Source organism: Dyella sp. Tek66A03 (genome assembly GCF_052567735.1).
The window spans coordinates 594,039-609,338 of record NZ_CP199584.1; the positions used below are offsets into that span (position 1 = coordinate 594,039).

Below are 15,300 nucleotides of genomic sequence, written 5' to 3' on the forward strand. Positions count from 1 at the left end.
TCAGCCTCGCATGAACTAATGGAGCGCCACGGTGATCAGGACCATCTTCTTCGACTACGACGGGGTGCTCACGACGGACAAGAGTGGTTCGCTGACAACGTTGCGATACCTGAGCAAGACCAGTGGCATCGCCTTATCAACGCTCAACGCCGCTTTCGGCCCCTACACCGCGGATCTGCTCATGGGCAGGGTGAGTCACACCCAAGTCTGGGGTGGGGCATGCGAGGCCATGGGCGAATCGTTGGATATTGGTCTGCTCGTTGAGGCGTTCGAAAGCACGCCATTGAATACGGTCATGCTTTCGCTGGCTCGTCGGCTGCGGGAAAACTATTCGGTCGGGATCATCACGGACAATAGTAGAGACCGGATGGACCACCTCAGGAAATGCCAGGGGCTGGACTCCTTGTTCAGCCCTATCGTTGTCTCTGCGGAAGTTGGCAGCAGTAAGCGTAGCCAGGACATCTTTCTATGCGCGACATCCTGCGCAGGCGTGGCACCTGACGAATGCGTCTTCATCGACAACAGCGAGGACAACGTGGTGATGGCGCGCGACTTGGGCATGCATGCTGTCTTCCATGACGATGATAAGAATGACATCGATGCGCTGATGGAGGCGCTGGAGGAATTGGGCGTCCGTGTCGGCGGTTACAGTTTTTAGCCTGAGTGCGCTCTTGTAGAAACAGCCGAACAGAGCTCGCTCACTGGCTTTCAACGAACGCCTGCAGCGCAGGTTCTTGCCAGTTTTGCAGGCATTACGCAGTGGATATAGTGAGCCGACACAAACCACAGGGAAGGGGTGATATGAAGAAGGTCGCGCTACTTTCGGCCGCGGTTGTGGCCTGCTTTGGTTTGTTTTCGGCCAACGCCGTGTCAGCTCAACAGGTCACTGCCACCAGACAGATTGCGCCGATCTTTAACCAACTGCTGCTCTTGAGCGCGCCGTCAACCTTCAGGCCTGTGTTTGAGAACGTCGGCAATCGTGGCGCGTTCTATATTGCCGAATCCGTGCCTGCTGGCGAAAGCGCTAAGCAGTGGACCCAGATGATTACGAAAACCGGCGCGAAGGATCTGGCGACCCGGGCCAACCTCTCGCCTCAGGTGTTGGCGGTGAACTTGGCCGGCCGTTTCAAGTCCGCATGCCCGACGTCATTCAACAGCCTTGATCTAGGTGCCATGTCGCTGGACGGGCATGATGCGTATGCCCTGGTGGCGAGCTGTGGCAGCGTTGCCGATGGCAATGGCTCACACAGCGAGTCCACGCTGATCGTCCAAATCAAGGGTGACAAGGACTACTACGGCCTCCAGTGGGCAGTACGCGGCCCAGCATCGTTGCAACCGCTGGCCTTGACCGCACCCGCCTGGAGAGAGCGTCTCCAGACGCTCCAGCCCGTCCGTCTTTGCCCCATCGTTCCTGGAGAGTCGGCGCCGTACCCAAGTTGTCTCCATTAAGCCACGAATCGATCTTCGCGTGGCTTGCCGAGAGGCGGACATTCGCTGATACATGCGCGAGAGGTCGACTTGGTAGCATGGCTGAAGCCGCGTATTGAGGGCCGGTCAGGGACGGCGCCCGCTTACGATCACCTGCTGGCGCCCCAGCCAAGTAGCTTCCCGAGACGTTCTGAGCTGGACCGAGGCCGCCGAGTGTCGAATCGAGAGGTCCTTTCTTGCCGCCCGCGGACCGGCGCTAAGATGACCTCGTACGGGGCGAGCGGAGGCGGTGATGTGGAAGCGGGTGGTCGGCTACGGGGCGCTGCTGGCGGCGGGATCGCTCGCCCTACAGTGGCTCGACTACCAGCGCCTGGCACGGATGCATTCGGGCGACATCTACCTGTTCCTCGTCGCGGCCGCCTTCCTGGTGCTCGGCATCGTCTTGGGCGTGCGGGTCTTCGCCACGCCGGCGGCGCCCGCCTTCGACGGCAACCCGAAAGCGCAGGCGGCGCTGGGCTTGAGTGGGCGTGAGCTGGAGGTGCTCCACGAACTGGCAGCCGGCCACTCCAACAAGGAGATCGCGACACACCTCCACGTTTCTCCGAACACGGTCAAGACGCACGTGGCGCGGCTGTTCGAGAAGCTGGGCGCGAGGCGGCGCACCGAGGCGATCCGCCGGGCACGCGAGCTTGGGATCGTGCCCTGACGCCGGATGATTTGGGATGAATAGGCCGAAATCATCCATTCGGGCGATTGCCGAACGGTGCCGGATCGCGGTCAATGGCGGCGCCATCCATCATTGAGGAGTAACGCCTTGTTCCGGACCATCCTGAAATTTGGCGTGATAGCCGGCTTGGTCGTCGGCGGGTTCGAGCTTGTCACCTTCGTCTTGTTCTCCGGGATGCCGCCGCTGAAATACGGCATGGTGATTGGCTATACGACGATGCTGATCGCGCTGAGCGCGGTTTTTGTGGGGATTAAGCGGCACCGGGACGTGGACCGAGGCGGGGTTATCGCCTTCTGGCCGGCACTCGGGGTCGGGCTGGGAATCAGCTTCATCGCCGGGATCTTCTACGTGGTCGCGTGGGAAGCGGTGCAGGCGATGACGCACATGGAATTCGCCAGCTCCTATGCGCAGGCGATCATCGCGAGCGCGAAGGCGAAGGGCGCGAGCGCCGAGGCGCTGGCAAAGCTGAGCGCCGACATGGAGACCTTCAAGGTCCAGTATGCGAACCCGTTGTACCGCCTGCCGATGACATTCGCGGAAATCTTCCCGGTCGGGGTGCTGGTGTCGCTGGTCTCGGCGGGACTGCTGCGCAACAGCCGGTTTTTGCCCGCGCGGCGGAGTTGAAGTGTTTTATGACCGTGGGTCAGTCAGGTTGTGCGCTACGCGGGTTCCAAACAGTGCAGTAATTTATTCGCAAAGGGCTGCTTCCGGCCCGATATAGGTATTCCGACCCGTTCTCAGTGACCATGTCACGGCTAGCGGACATTCCAAATCGAACGCCTACAAACATGGCCGGGTATCCAGGATACGTAGCGGGGCTTCTGCGCCACCGCACGCTAGGCGTTGCGCTCAATGAGAGCTGCCGTCCACATGAAGGCCAGCCCCGCCATCACGCCCAAGGCGGGTGTAAAGCGTTGACGTGTATCTAAGGTGGGCCATAGACCAGGAATGACATCACCGCACGCTAAGTAGATCGTTGTGCCGGCGGCTAAGGTCAACATCATGCCGGGGAAGATCGCCGTATGGCTAAGCAGCATCACGCTCAACGCCCCCACCGGCGCAGCGGCTGCCGTTGCTAACGATAGGATGAAAGCACGACGCGGCGAGTACCCTCCAGCAACCAATACGCCGGCGTTACCCATCTCGCGCGGCAATTCGTGTGCCAGGATCGCTAGTGCGACGACGAAGCCGAGGGAGCGATTAACGGTGAAACTCGCGCCGATCACGATGCCATCGACCAAGTGATGAAAGGTATCGCCAACGATGTCCATGCGTGCAAACGTCGCTGTCGACGTTTGCCTGTTGAGCGCGCGTACTGCGCATTCGATCAGCAAAAGGCCGAGTACACCGATAGCCATGTTGCGCCCGGCGTCGCCAGGGGATACCCCCTGAGCGAGTGCCTCGGGAAGCATATGAAGGAACGCGTCCCCCAGCAGTAAACCCGCGGCGGAGGCTTGCAGCCAAGGCAGCCAGCCGCTTAGCAAGCGTTGAGGTAACCATACAACGAACCGTGCGGCGAACGACGCCCCCGCTACCAGCGTGCTCGCCGCTAAGGCGCTCCAAACGTCGATGGCAGCCATCATGAGTTCGCCGTGGTTCCACATCGAGAAATCAGTGAATTCGCAACACGCACCGGAGCAGGAATTCACATGTCTGCCGGGACGCGGGAGGCGCGCCTGACGCCTCCTTGGTTGATCTACGACCAAGGCCCTTAGGGTAATGTTATAACATTACTTATCTGCGACGGTGCGCATCCGGCGGGAATATCGGTATTGCCGCCCAACACGACAGGCTTTGGGGGACGGATGGATGGCGCGCCAGCGGTGCCGCTCATCACCCCAGGCCTAAATACCGTTAGCCATCGGCCACCTGATCTCAATGTGGTCGGCAGGCGAATGAAAAGCGACCAGGTTGACTTCCTTTCTTCCCGATAAAGCAGCCGGGTACCGCCTTTCTCGTTGGACGTGTTCGTCGTCGATGGGATCGTTACCCGCACGCCTCAGCGCGATGCACCAACGCCGGCTGTTCGCGTATGACGAGAATATGTTCTTTAACATATTCTCCCGCTGCGTATGCTTGAGCGCTGGCGCTGGCGCATGCCCCGGAAGATGGGCTTGGCCGGGATCAATACGCCAAAGGCGTCACGTCCGAAATCCCCATGTCGGAGTCGATCATGAAGCAATTTCTGGCCGTCTATATCGCTACCGAGGCATCGCACAAAGCATCTGGATGGGATGGCTTGAGCGAGGCGGAGAAGCAAGCGCGACAACAAACAGGTGTGCAGGCCTGGGGCAAGTGGGTGGAAGCCCACCGCGATGCCATCGTTGATGTTGGCACGCCCTTGGGAAAGACGCTGCGTGCGTCGAAAGGTGGTGTCGAAGGTATCCGCAACGCACTGACGGCATTCACCGTGGTGCGAGCCGAATCCCATGAGGCGGCGGCAAGGATGTTCGAGCGCCACCCGCATTTCATGCTCTTTCCGGGCGATTCCGTCGAAGTCATGGAATGCCTGCCCTTGCCGGGGTAGCACGTTCTCCAGCTGGCTCGCGTCCTGCGCATAAACCACGCATGGGTCCGCTCCTGGCGGCGGGCAGCGCCTGCTTTGGTCTAGGCGTTCAACACTCGCCGTTCCACCTGTTCCTGTCCGAGCAATGCCAGCGCCTGATATTTTGCTGCGGCCCGTAGCGATCGACGCAGATTGGGATCGTTGGTGGTGCGGGCCAGTACCATGCCGCCGACGCATAAGGCGACCATGGTCTCTGAGCGACGTTCGGCGTCGTGGGTGCCGTCGAGCGCGGCGCGATAGATATTGCTCATGCTCCGGATCAGGTCGGTGTAGGCCTGCTGCGGCTCCAGGCCGGCGCGAGCGACGTCGCCGGGCAGTGCGTACAACGGGCAATGCATATCGATGTTGTCCAGCGCTTCGTCACTCAGATAGAGATCGATCAGCATCCGCGCGAGCTGGCGTGGATCGTCGATCGCTTGCGCTGCGTCAAGCGTCTTCACGGCGAAGGGGTTGCAGGTAGCGAAGCTCGCTACAGACGCCGCGTAAAGCTCGTCCTTGCTCTCGAAGTGATGATAGAAGGCGCCGCGTGTCAGCCCGGCGGCCGCCATGATCTGGTCGATGGTGACCTGCTCGAAACCGTGGCGATTGAACAGGCGGCGGGCGGATTCGACGATGCGTGAGCGCGTTTGGGTCTTGTGTTCTGGGCTGTAAGGCATGAGTGGGAACCTCCGTCCGCCTGATATAACAGACCATCAAAATATGTTCTTTAACATAATTTGTTGCTGCGTATGCTCCGTCCTCGGTGGTGAAGAAAACGCACCGGAGGATGTTATGAAAATCTACTGGATCAAGGCGCAGGCGCCCCGCCGCGTACTGGCGCTGGTCAAATACCTTGGTATCGACGCGGACTGCATCGAGATGGATCTGAAGGCTGGCGGCATGAAGACGCCGGAGTACACCGCGCTCAATCCCAACCGCAAGGCGCCGACCATGGTGGATGGCGATTTCGTGCTGTGGGAGTCGTCCGCCATCATGGCGTATCTCTGCATAAGGGAGCGCTCGGACATGTGGCCGGCGCACCATCCGGCTGAACAGGTCGAGGTGCTTCGCTGGCTGTCATGGAATGATCACCACTGGTCACGCGCGGTGGGGCCGTTCTACTTTGAGCACGTGGTCAAGGCCACGTTCCACATCGGCGAGCCGGACCGTTCGTCGCTTCCCGCCATGATTCCAGAGCTGAAGACGCTGGCCGCCGTGTTGGACGGCCATCTGGCGGGCCGCGACTTTGTGGCATGCAACAGGCTCACCATCGCCGACTTCCAGCTTGCCTCCATGGCCTGTGATTGGCGCCGTTCCGAGATGCCCTTGGGCGACTACCCCCATATTGTGCGCTGGCTCGATCGTCTGATGCACATCCCCGCCTGGGCAGAACCCTGGCCGACCCAGGCGGTGGAGAGGGGCGAAAAGGCGTTGGCGGGGTAGGGTCGCAAGCCTGGACGCACTATGCGAATGGCGGAAACCGGTGCCAAGCTGCCTTATTTCTCAACCCCGACCCAGGTGCGGTTGCGGGGAAGTCAATCTTCCCCGTCCGCTATGAATCTGAAGTGTTGAGCGTGATTGAGGAGCTGCGCGCGCGCTTTGACGTGGTGCAGTACGGTAGGCGTAATGAACGTTGGTTGCGCCTAGCAACGAACAATGATCCTGCACAGCTTGTGCGATGGTCCACGCTCAAGGAAGACGGAAAGCTCGAGTCGTTCCTTGCATGCACGCAAAACAAGCTCGGCGATGGCGCGCTCGCATGAGCGTATGGCGATGGACTCCGAGCAGGTGTGCAGGACAAAGCCCTCGAAATCACCGAAACAGTTGAACAACACTTCACACACCTTGCCGCGGTGTTCAATGGTGTCTTCGCAGCGATCCGGGAGGGTGGGCGACGGCAGTTGACCTATCGGGGATGGTTGGATGCTGCCGGCGTTTCCGCCGAAGCCATCGACGCGGCCCGATAGTAATGACACATAGCGTTTGAGCACGAGGTACCAGCGGTTGGATAGCGGCGTTTGTTGCAGGCGCCATTTCATGATGGACAGCGTTTGTTCCTCTTGCCTAAGCAACTCTTCGCCAGTCTTCACCGGTATGGTGATCTGGAACGTGCCGACCACGCGTCGCCAATCGCGGTTGATGCCGGGGTGTGACGACGCGGCGGGCGTCGTTCGAGCAGCGCCCATCAGACGGGCCGCAATCACGTTCGAGCCGGGTGCTTGTCGCGTGGAGATACGACGCACCACGACCTGAAATTGCTGCGCCTTCGGAACGCCCGCGGGCAGCTCGATCGTGAACAACCCGGCCAGGTTGCCGCCGGTACCGAACGGAATGGGCACGAAGCTGACGCGCGAGTTCACCGTGTACTCGACCGTGTTCAAGTCCGTCGCCGTGGGGGCTGCGGTGGAATACAGCAGCATGGCCAGGCGTACCACGTCGGACGAACTCGCCTGCGGCCAGTAGATCTGCAATTTGCTGCCCAGCGGGGTGTTACCCCAATCGATCATGAGCTCGTCCGGGTAACCCAGCAGCGTGGTGACGCTTTGCGCCGTGCGCGCGCTCGGCCTCAGGTCGAATGTCTGCGGAACGATGCGAGCGGCGGTTTGCAGGTTTTGTTGAGGCATTGGAATCCCCTGGAGGGAATACAGGCACGTGGCCGGCTAACCCGAATTGGTAATCTGCAGATTGCGTTGCGCCAGCTTGTCCGAGTTCTCGGGGCTGAGCGTCACGCCGCTCGTGTTGATGATGGGAGTACCGTCGTAGGCGATCTGCGCGACCAGGCAATGGTGCGTCCCTGGTAGCGGTGGCGAGATGGAGAAAAAGTCGAGGAAGCAGCCGAAATAGGTCCAGCTCTCTGTGGTCGTCCCGCTGGGTATGGGCAGGTCGTGCTGGTTGGGGCCGTAGTCCCCGCTGCCGCCAGGCGTGGCAAACATGGGAAACGTGGTGCCGTCCGCACCTGCAAGCGGTGAACTTGGCAGACCGTTCGAATCGTTGTTGCTGAGATACGTCCACTCGGGCAGATAGTCCGTATCGTTGGATTGCGTCGCGAACAGGCGGAAGAAAACCCGCACGGTGGGTGGCATGCTGCCACCTTGGCGCAAGCGCACCCTGGCCACGGCGAAATTGAAGTTTGGCGAGGATGCCGTGCCCGGATTGACCGAGGTTTCCTCCTGCAAGTCGTTCGATGACGACAATGTCGTGAAGGGATCGCTGGCGCCCGAGACGTTGAAGCTCGGATTCGAATTAAGCGACTGCAGCAGGTTCTGGATATACGTATAGGGCGCGCCGCTTGGAAATGTTGCGAATGGAGCGGAGCCCGGCGTCGCCTTGAAGACGCGCAATTCCTGGCTCAGATAGAAGACGTTGTCGGCACCCGGATCGACGTTTGTAAAATATGGGTCGGCACCACCGACTAGCTCGAACTCCGTTTCCGCCGCGTAGAACTTGCCACCAACCGTAGCCGAGGCTTCGAGGATCAACAGGTTGGCGGCTGGGGCGTTCCCCGGGAAATCACTCGTCGGAATACTGTTGATATCGAACGGGATCAGGGTTCGGTTGCCTACCGTGATGGCGGACTTCTGCTGAAAGCCAAGGCCACTGGCAAACGGACCCGAAAGCGAGATCGTGGGATTGCCCACGGATGGAACGCCATCGAACACCACATAGAAGGCACTCGGGAAGTTCGAGTGTTGTGTCTGCGCGGTTTGCACTTCGTCAAAACCGAAGACGTTCTTGTTGGTCCAGAAGTAGAAGTTCGGATTGGGTCGTGCGAGCCACGCAATCGCATTCAGGTAGTACTGCTGGATGGGGCCGAGTATCGCCGGGAGATTGGCAAAGCCGGTATCCGTACCCGTGGGGCCGGTGGTCGACCCGGGAGGGTTGGACGTCTGCGGATCGCCGATGAGATTCTTGTCGAGATAATGGTGGAAGGTGGAGCCGGTGATGATGCGGCCCACGTTCGCGAAGCGTCCGTCGTACACGCTCACCATGCCGCGAATCTTGGCATTGGTTTTGCCAACGCTGGGATCCAGTGAGGCGTGACCGAGATCGGAGCCCCAGGCCACCACTTCGGGCTGCACCTGCTCGCCGCCAACATTAGGAAACTCGTCGTGGGGGGTTAGAGTGAAGCCGCTTGCCTGGGTGGTCGGCCGACCACCGCTCACCACATAGCCGGTAGGCACGGCATACTTGGTCGGGTTGCCGCCGCCGTCGTTGGGCTTGAAGCTGGTGGCGCCCGAGCCGCCCATGACCGATTGAAAGTCGGTCGCTTCGCCCTCGTGCATGTGGTCGGGGAAGTTTGCGATGACCACGCCGCCAGCCCCGCGCATCACCGTGTGCACAGTCGGGCTGCTCGCCAGCGGCATACCGTTCTGCGCGAGCACCGGCTGCGGTGTCTGATCGGACTGGTCTTCGAAGTAGTAGAGGTTGTCGGCGTTGTCGGGTCGCAGTGTGTCGTTGCGATCGGGCAGCGACGTAGCACTGCCCACGGCTGACCAGTTGGTAGCAAAGGTCTGTCCAGTCACATCGGCCTGGGCATCGCTTGGGTTGGCCGCGTTGCCACCGAAGACCCATCGACGCATGGTTCTCAGGCGTGGCATATGCCGGCACATGCAGGAACCAATGCCGTCGTGATCACCCACGGCAAACACGCCGCCGCCACCACGCATGAACTCCTCCACCGCCTGGAGCTCCGCCGGTGTAACCGGTACGTCGGTGCCCGTAAGGCCACCACCACCGTTGATGCCCTCATCGCCGATCATCCAGATCACGTCGTAGTCGGCGAGATTGACCGGATTGGCCGCGCTACCGGTAAACAGAAAGTCTTCGGGGTAGTCGATAGCCGCCGCCGTCTGCGGATAGGCGGCGATGAGCTGCGATCGGCGCCGATGTGCGGTGTAGACCGAGATGCTCGGGACGTTGGCGGTGTTGCGCAGCGTGGACAGCAGCACCGTGAGGCCGAAATAACTGGCATCGAGGTCAGTGGACGCCTGCTGCGGACCAAAGTTGAAGCGGGTCCCGTCGGTCACGAAGAGCACGTTGATATCAGCCATATGCTTGCCAACCCCCGGGTGATCGAAGGGTGTTACGTGCAATAGCGGACGTTGCCGGCGATGCTTCGAGCCGACACGATGAGTGTGCTAGATAGAGGAAGTCGTTCCGTGATCGAACGATCAGTGAATCATCCACTGAGCGGGGGAACCAGCTAAACCGTTCAACGCATCCCTGCGATCTGTGGTGCTTCGGAAGAACAGCAACCGTGCTGAATCAGATGCGCTGTCCGCCAGCATGGAACATCGGGCAAGGCGGCATGCGAACTTTGCGATTTAACTATTGGGGTTGTTCAAGCGCGGTGTAGATGGAATGAAGCAATTCATAAAGTCAGCCTGTTACGAGGTCCTTCTTTGCATTCCGTGACGCGCATCAAATTTTCGCGGTGAACGAAGGTTTGCCTGCCGCATGCAAAGAGAGCTTTATCGCGTGCTGCCGAATGCAGCGACGAACTGAGTGGGTGACCAGCATTGCGTTTCTTTTTTATGGTTAAGGATTGAGGCCGCGCATCGGCATAGGGCTCGCAAGACGTCTGCAATGACGACTTGCGTTGAACCTGGAGGGGCACCATTTCGCTTCGGCTTGTGTTCTGACGGAATGATCCGTCGATCTCTTCGCGATGCTCTTCAATATGCCGACCTGCTTCGCCGTGCTTGATCGGACTTTTCCCTGCACTTCACCGACGAATTTTCATCGGTTGGCATGCAGTGGTCGCCAAGTCGTTGGCGCCGTGCACCTGATCTAACCATCGCTAGACGATCCCGCTTCCGACTAAGGCCTGCCAATAAGGGGCCGGAGACATTTTCGAATCCGGTAGTGTCTCCGGCCCTCGATCGAGAGGGGCGTAGGGCCATTAACCGCCTCCTTTCCTATGTCCTGCACGCCATCCGTGTTGGATAGGTCTCGGGTGCCCTCTCGCTTGGCGAGGTGCCGCCCGCGTCAGGAAAGTCCGGTCAGGCGTTCCTTCACACCGGCGCGAAGGTCTACGCGGGAGAATTCCACTGCCAAGCGGGTTTGCACCTGCCTGGAGGTATCGGCCGCGCGGTGGTCGCAGCGCTATTCCGGCGTTTGCCTCTGACATGGATGAGGTGGCGGTCCTTGGTTGTCGTGTGTCGACGTGGCCGGCTCCCATGGTGGCGTTCCATAACGTCAGGGGATGAACATGCATAGATCCAAGCGGCACCTGGCCGGTATGACCGTCGTGGCGGTCCTGGTGGCCTCAGTCAGCGTTCTGGCCTCGCCTCCATCATCGGTGAACTGGGCGTCGCTGCCCCACTGGTCGTACACGGGGGAAAACGGTCCCTTGCACTGGTCGGCCTTGGATCCGAGGTTCGTGGCGTGCGGCAATGGCAAGGCCCAGTCTCCCATCGACCTCGAGTCGCGCGATGCCAAGAGCGGGAAGGCCGGCGAGTTCCATATCAACTATGGGAAGGGCCCAGTAAAGCTGGTAAACAACGGTCATACAGTCGAGGCGGATGTTGGCGACGCCAGGGACAAAGTGCTTTTCGATGGCGAAACGTATCGACTGGACCAGTTCCACTTTCACGCGCCGAGTGAGCACACCACGAACGGCACGCGCTTCCCGCTGGAAATCCACTTCGTCAATGAGGATCGAAACAAGCGCGTCGTCGTCGTTGGCGTGATGGTGAAGCTGGGCAAGGAGAACGAGAGCCTCGCGCCCGTGCTCAAGAGTCTTCCTGCATCGGAGAACAAGGCTTCGACGAACGCCCGGCCCCCGGTCACGGTGGACCTTGCCTCCGTGCTTCCCCACGATCACAAGGCCTATGTCTATACCGGATCGTTGACCACGCCGCCTTGCACGGAGGGCGTGCATTGGATTGTGCTCAACCAGCCTATTCAAATGTCACAGGATCAGATTGCATCCTTCAGCCGGATCTTCCCCGACAACCATCGACCTCTGCAAAACGCCAATGGTCGGGAGATCGACGACGAGTCTGAGTGAGCGTCACGCGGCGGAAGCCCCCGATGGATCTCATTCATCGCACGGATCGTAGCCATCATGACGGCTTTCGCGTTGATCAAAAGGCCTACGTATCAGGATAAGAAAACAGGACTTTTTACGTTGTTTTTTGGCCCATCTCTAGCACTTACGCACTATGGAGCGGGTAGCGCACCGGCGCTAGGCTCCGAAGTGGATCGCATGTCGCGTCTGCGGTTTCGACGTTCCTTCATCGCATCATGCGGTCCGCCACGCCAACGGAAGATTTACTCGTGAGAGGTCGTGCACCCCTCGAGGAGAGCCGCCGTGTATGACTACTTCTTTTCTGGCAATCAATATATCCGCGTGACGCGCGGCGATACGGGACCGGGCGTCGTAGACGCCGGCTATCCGAGGACCATTTCGCCCAACTGGGGTTGGGGGTCATTCGGTGCCAATGGGATTGACGCCGCGCTTTATAGCGGCTCGAAGTGCTATTTCTTTGCCGGCAGCGAATACATTCGGGTGACGCGTGGGGTGACCGGGCCGGGCGCCATCGATCCGGGTTACCCGCGCTCGATTTCGCCGAACTGGGGCTGGGGCGCGTTTGGCGCCAACGGCATCGATGCAGCGCTCTACAGCAACTCGAAGTGCTATTTCTTCTCGGGCCAGGAATACATTCGCGTGACCCGCGGCGAGACTGGTCCGGGCACGGTGGACGCGGGCTATCCGCGGCCGATCTCGGTGTGGGGCTGGGGTTCGTTTGGCGCCAACGGTATCGATGCGGCCTTGTATAGCGGTTCGCGCTGCTATTTCTTTGCCGGCAATCAGTACATTCGGGTAACGCGCGCCGACGAGGGTGCGGGCACGGTGGATGCCGGCTATCCCAAATCCATCTCACCGAACTGGGGCTGGGGAGACTTCGGCAGCAACGGCATCAGTGCGGCGCTCAATAGCGGCGGCCCATATGCAGCCATCCCCGCGAGAGGACTGGGCAGCAATTCGAACTACTTCCTGTATAGCCCGGGCCAGCCGGTGCTGCTCAACGCGGGTCGCGCATTGGAGCGCCGCGTCGGTCCCATCGATCCCGTGTTTACTCCGTGCAATCACCTGCTGGGGCTCTCGGTCCACATCATCGTGGATACCGAGATTTCCGGCACCAACGGTTTCGGCTTTCAGATCAATGCGTACTCGGCCAAGGGGGAGTTTGACGGCGCGCAGCAGTACGTGGTGCTGGTCGATCCTAATATCAGTCCGCCCGGCATGATGTGCATGGTGGACAACTTCCATTCCGTGCACCAGCAAGTGATCAATATGTTTGATCGGCTGGCCAACCTGCCAAGTAATACGCTTCCCGTCGGGTATCAGATCACGATCACGCTGTTGAACGATGCCGCCGACAACATCATCGGCGCGAACTATGTGCTGACCGACAATCAGGGCCAGATCGTCGGCCATCGTACCCTCTCGTTCAGTGATCACCCCGCGCAGGTGCTGGCACCCATCGTCGCCTTCCAGCTCAACTTCGTGGGCGACATCAATGGCGCCACCACCATGCTCGCCTCCGGCGCGGGCACCATGACCTACACCGCCGCGAACCTCATGTCAGTGCTGAATACCGAACCGTCGTGCGTGGACTGGAACTACAGCACGGTGGAGGCTGCCAACAGCGCATACAGCCTGTTGCCCAACACACCGAGTCAGAGCTTTACCCAGTCGTTCGGCCTGAGCGTTGGCGGCAAGGTGATCCACAGGGTGGGCAAGGTGGAGCATGTGCTCGCGCTGAGGTAGCGATCGTCCCTGTTCCACTGGCTCGCCGCCAGATGCCTGTGGCCAACCACGAGCCTGCTGTCCTAGGTCAACCGGGTGCCGATTCTCGGAAACGGCGCCACGTTATGCTATGGAATAGACATCCATCCTGGAACGCCTGCCGATGAAGATCCCCGCCTTACCATTCACCGTCACGGACTGGGAGCATGTGCCGCCCACCCTACATCCCGGCGAAACGGGTGAGGCGCGCTGGCGGACGTTTGTCGTTGGCGATTTGCGGGTGCGCCTGGTCGAGTACAGCCCCGGCTATCTGGCCGATCATTGGTGCGATCGCGGCCATGTGTTGTACGTGCTTGAAGGTGAACTGCATACGGAACTGAAGGACGGTCGTCGTTTCGTTCTCATGCCCGGCATGAGTTATCAGGTTTCCGACTACGGCGATGCGGCCCATCGATCGTCCACCGCAACGGGCGCGAAGCTTTTCATCGTCGATTAGGCGCGCGTCTTTGATTCTGGAGTGTCTCTGGGCCACTTCACATCGACGATCCCCTACAGGTGATGGGGGCACAGCCTGATAATGGAACGGTTTTGGACTCTGCCGATTGTGAGAGTTTACTCCTGGTCGAGGAGAGTCCTTATGTTTCGCCATCTGATCTTTATCTTGTTGCTCGCAAGCGGTACGGTGCATGCCGAGACTTCGCTGCGCATCAATAACAAAGTGCTGACCGTGGGCGACAGCGCGGTACGCGTACTGCAATTGATGGGCGAGCCGACGATACGCGCCTTTCCGAATCCTCAGACGGGTGGCCTGCCGAATAACCAATTGGCGTCCGGTGAGCACTGGCAGTACACGCAGAATGGAAAGACCATCATCGTGACGATTGTCGGCGGCAGAGTGGCCAACTTTGAAACGCTGTACCAACAATGACGGTGGGTGCGTCATTTTTGTGGGGCGGGGTCAGAGACACTTCAAATCTGAAACGGTCTCTGACCCTTTGCTTCTCTCTAACCGATATCAAAGAGTGCCTTGCCCATGCTCACGCTTTTTCGGCGCGGGTGCTTTCACTGGGGTAAGGCTGCTGCAGGGCGATGGCGCCGGTCTCCAGCAGGGACTTGAGGTTGGAGATGACCTTCGGCCAGCCGCCGGACACGGCTTCGATGAGTTTCGAGGGCGAGCGCTCGATGGTGTGGGTGATGGAAAGCTTGACCGCCGTTCCATCGGGCTCCAGCTCCATCGTGCATAGCGAGTCGCCTTCAGCCTTGAGTTCAGGCTTGTTCTGGTGCTGCCAGCGGATCACCAGGCGCCGCGGCGGCTCGGCCTCGACGATCGCGCCGGCGTCGAAGATCTGACCGTCGCCGGACACCATCGTCCACGGTGACCCTGCCGTCCATGCGCTTTCGCAGTGCATGCCGAACCAATACTGTTTCATGAATTCCGCGTCGGTCAGGGCTGCCCACAACTTTTCCGGCGTGGTGCGGATGTAGCTTACGTAGACAAACGTTGATCTAGTCATCGGTTTGCTCCAATCGTCGTTTCAATTCGGAGAGCGCCTTGAGGCGCGGCTTTTCGAACTTCGCGATCCAGCGCTCGTAGATCTCTTGCAGCGGTACGGGATTGAGGAAGTGCAGCTTTTCGCGACCGCTGCGCACGGTGGTGACAAGGTGCGCCGCTTCCAGCAGGTCCAGGTGTTGCGTTACGCCCTGGCGCGACATCTCCAGGTGCTCGCACAACTCGTTGAGGGTGCGGCCGTCGTGTGCGTGCAGCAGATCCAACAGCGTGCGCCGGCTGGGATCAGCGAGGGCTTTGAACAACAAGTCGGTGTCATCGGCGAGATCGACCAT

General features: G+C 60.1%; 16 protein-coding genes. 10 read left to right on the forward strand and 6 right to left on the reverse strand.

What is annotated here, in order from left to right:
• Nucleotides 1-31: 31 nt before the first annotated feature.
• From ACT01B_RS02585 to ACT01B_RS02600, 4 genes are all read left to right on the forward strand, one after another.
• Nucleotides 32-658, forward strand: coding sequence for an HAD-IA family hydrolase (locus ACT01B_RS02585; protein WP_445145836.1), 627 nt, complete (start codon nucleotides 32-34; stop codon nucleotides 656-658).
• Between the two features lie 143 nt (nucleotides 659-801).
• Nucleotides 802-1,449, forward strand: a complete 648-nt coding sequence (locus tag ACT01B_RS02590; RefSeq protein ID WP_445145837.1) for a hypothetical protein — start codon at nucleotides 802-804, stop codon at nucleotides 1,447-1,449.
• A 271-nt stretch (nucleotides 1,450-1,720) separates the two neighbouring features.
• Entirely contained in the window at nucleotides 1,721-2,134 is a 414-nt protein-coding gene (locus ACT01B_RS02595; RefSeq protein WP_445145838.1) for a response regulator transcription factor, read from the forward strand.
• A 108-nt stretch (nucleotides 2,135-2,242) separates the two neighbouring features.
• Nucleotides 2,243-2,779 carry a DUF4199 domain-containing protein gene (locus tag ACT01B_RS02600; protein WP_445145839.1) on the forward strand — a complete coding sequence of 179 codons (537 nt, stop codon included), beginning with the start codon at nucleotides 2,243-2,245 and terminating at the stop codon, nucleotides 2,777-2,779.
• Between the two features lie 212 nt (nucleotides 2,780-2,991).
• Here ACT01B_RS02600 and ACT01B_RS02605 read toward each other — a convergent pair whose 3' ends face one another.
• Nucleotides 2,992-3,738, reverse strand: a complete 747-nt coding sequence (locus tag ACT01B_RS02605) for a ZIP family metal transporter (protein WP_445145840.1) — start codon at nucleotides 3,736-3,738, stop codon at nucleotides 2,992-2,994.
• A 590-nt stretch (nucleotides 3,739-4,328) separates the two neighbouring features.
• Between ACT01B_RS02605 and ACT01B_RS02610 the strand changes: the two genes are divergently transcribed.
• Nucleotides 4,329-4,682 (forward strand): hypothetical protein, encoded by a 354-nt coding sequence (locus tag ACT01B_RS02610; protein WP_445145841.1) that lies wholly within the window; start codon nucleotides 4,329-4,331, stop codon nucleotides 4,680-4,682.
• Nucleotides 4,683-4,762: 80 nt separating this feature from the next.
• Here the strand turns inward: ACT01B_RS02610 and ACT01B_RS02615 are convergent, their stop codons facing one another.
• The gene (locus ACT01B_RS02615; RefSeq protein WP_445145842.1) at nucleotides 4,763-5,377 is read right to left on the reverse strand and encodes a TetR/AcrR family transcriptional regulator; all 615 of its coding nucleotides are present in this window, start codon (nucleotides 5,375-5,377) and stop codon (nucleotides 4,763-4,765) included.
• Nucleotides 5,378-5,492: 115 nt separating this feature from the next.
• Here ACT01B_RS02615 and ACT01B_RS02620 point away from each other — a divergent pair, with 115 nt between their 5' ends.
• Nucleotides 5,493-6,143, forward strand: a complete 651-nt coding sequence (locus tag ACT01B_RS02620; RefSeq protein WP_445145843.1) for a glutathione S-transferase family protein — start codon at nucleotides 5,493-5,495, stop codon at nucleotides 6,141-6,143.
• 200 nt (nucleotides 6,144-6,343) lie between these two features.
• Here ACT01B_RS02620 and ACT01B_RS02625 read toward each other — a convergent pair whose 3' ends face one another.
• The gene (locus ACT01B_RS02625) at nucleotides 6,344-7,324 is read right to left on the reverse strand and encodes a hypothetical protein (protein WP_445145844.1); all 981 of its coding nucleotides are present in this window, start codon (nucleotides 7,322-7,324) and stop codon (nucleotides 6,344-6,346) included.
• Nucleotides 7,325-7,360: 36 nt separating this feature from the next.
• On the reverse strand, nucleotides 7,361-9,751 hold the full coding sequence (locus ACT01B_RS02630; protein ID WP_445145845.1) for a hypothetical protein: 2,391 nt from the start codon (nucleotides 9,749-9,751) through the stop codon (nucleotides 7,361-7,363).
• Nucleotides 9,752-10,941: 1,190 nt separating this feature from the next.
• Between ACT01B_RS02630 and ACT01B_RS02635 the strand changes: the two genes are divergently transcribed.
• From ACT01B_RS02635 to ACT01B_RS02650, 4 genes are all read left to right on the forward strand, one after another.
• Nucleotides 10,942-11,712 (forward strand): carbonic anhydrase, encoded by a 771-nt coding sequence (locus ACT01B_RS02635; protein ID WP_445145846.1) that lies wholly within the window; start codon nucleotides 10,942-10,944, stop codon nucleotides 11,710-11,712.
• 303 nt (nucleotides 11,713-12,015) lie between these two features.
• Entirely contained in the window at nucleotides 12,016-13,479 is a 1,464-nt protein-coding gene (locus ACT01B_RS02640) for a hemopexin repeat-containing protein (RefSeq protein WP_445145847.1), read from the forward strand.
• A gap of 142 nt (nucleotides 13,480-13,621) precedes the next feature.
• Nucleotides 13,622-13,954, forward strand: a complete 333-nt coding sequence (locus tag ACT01B_RS02645; protein ID WP_445145848.1) for a DHCW motif cupin fold protein — start codon at nucleotides 13,622-13,624, stop codon at nucleotides 13,952-13,954.
• A 141-nt stretch (nucleotides 13,955-14,095) separates the two neighbouring features.
• Complete coding sequence (locus tag ACT01B_RS02650; RefSeq protein WP_445145849.1) at nucleotides 14,096-14,386, forward strand: DUF2845 domain-containing protein; 291 nt, start codon at nucleotides 14,096-14,098, stop codon at nucleotides 14,384-14,386.
• A 109-nt stretch (nucleotides 14,387-14,495) separates the two neighbouring features.
• On the opposite strand, the gene ACT01B_RS02655 is transcribed toward ACT01B_RS02650, so the two are convergent.
• A complete protein-coding gene (locus ACT01B_RS02655) occupies nucleotides 14,496-14,972 on the reverse strand; it encodes an SRPBCC family protein (protein WP_445145850.1) in 477 nt (158 codons plus the stop codon).
• Nucleotides 14,965-15,300, reverse strand: coding sequence for an ArsR/SmtB family transcription factor (locus ACT01B_RS02660; RefSeq protein WP_445145851.1), 336 nt, complete (start codon nucleotides 15,298-15,300; stop codon nucleotides 14,965-14,967). Before ACT01B_RS02660 ends, ACT01B_RS02655 begins: the two co-directional genes overlap by 8 nt.

Coding starts and splice junctions, on each gene's coding strand:
- ACT01B_RS02590 (WP_445145837.1), top strand. CDS start 802: ATGAAGAAGGTCGCGCTACTTTCGGCCGCGGTTGTGGCCTGCTTTGGT.
- ACT01B_RS02595 (WP_445145838.1), top strand. CDS start 1,721: ATGTGGAAGCGGGTGGTCGGCTACGGGGCGCTGCTGGCGGCGGGATCG.
- ACT01B_RS02605 (WP_445145840.1), bottom strand. CDS start 3,738: ATGATGGCTGCCATCGACGTTTGGAGCGCCTTAGCGGCGAGCACGCTG.
- ACT01B_RS02610 (WP_445145841.1), top strand. CDS start 4,329: ATGAAGCAATTTCTGGCCGTCTATATCGCTACCGAGGCATCGCACAAA.
- ACT01B_RS02615 (WP_445145842.1), bottom strand. CDS start 5,377: ATGCCTTACAGCCCAGAACACAAGACCCAAACGCGCTCACGCATCGTC.
- ACT01B_RS02620 (WP_445145843.1), top strand. CDS start 5,493: ATGAAAATCTACTGGATCAAGGCGCAGGCGCCCCGCCGCGTACTGGCG.
- ACT01B_RS02625 (WP_445145844.1), bottom strand. CDS start 7,324: ATGCCTCAACAAAACCTGCAAACCGCCGCTCGCATCGTTCCGCAGACA.
- ACT01B_RS02630 (WP_445145845.1), bottom strand. CDS start 9,751: ATGGCTGATATCAACGTGCTCTTCGTGACCGACGGGACCCGCTTCAAC.
- ACT01B_RS02635 (WP_445145846.1), top strand. CDS start 10,942: ATGACCGTCGTGGCGGTCCTGGTGGCCTCAGTCAGCGTTCTGGCCTCG.
- ACT01B_RS02645 (WP_445145848.1), top strand. CDS start 13,622: ATGAAGATCCCCGCCTTACCATTCACCGTCACGGACTGGGAGCATGTG.
- ACT01B_RS02650 (WP_445145849.1), top strand. CDS start 14,096: ATGTTTCGCCATCTGATCTTTATCTTGTTGCTCGCAAGCGGTACGGTG.
- ACT01B_RS02655 (WP_445145850.1), bottom strand. CDS start 14,972: ATGACTAGATCAACGTTTGTCTACGTAAGCTACATCCGCACCACGCCG.
- ACT01B_RS02660 (WP_445145851.1), bottom strand. CDS start 15,300: ATGGTCGATCTCGCCGATGACACCGACTTGTTGTTCAAAGCCCTCGCT.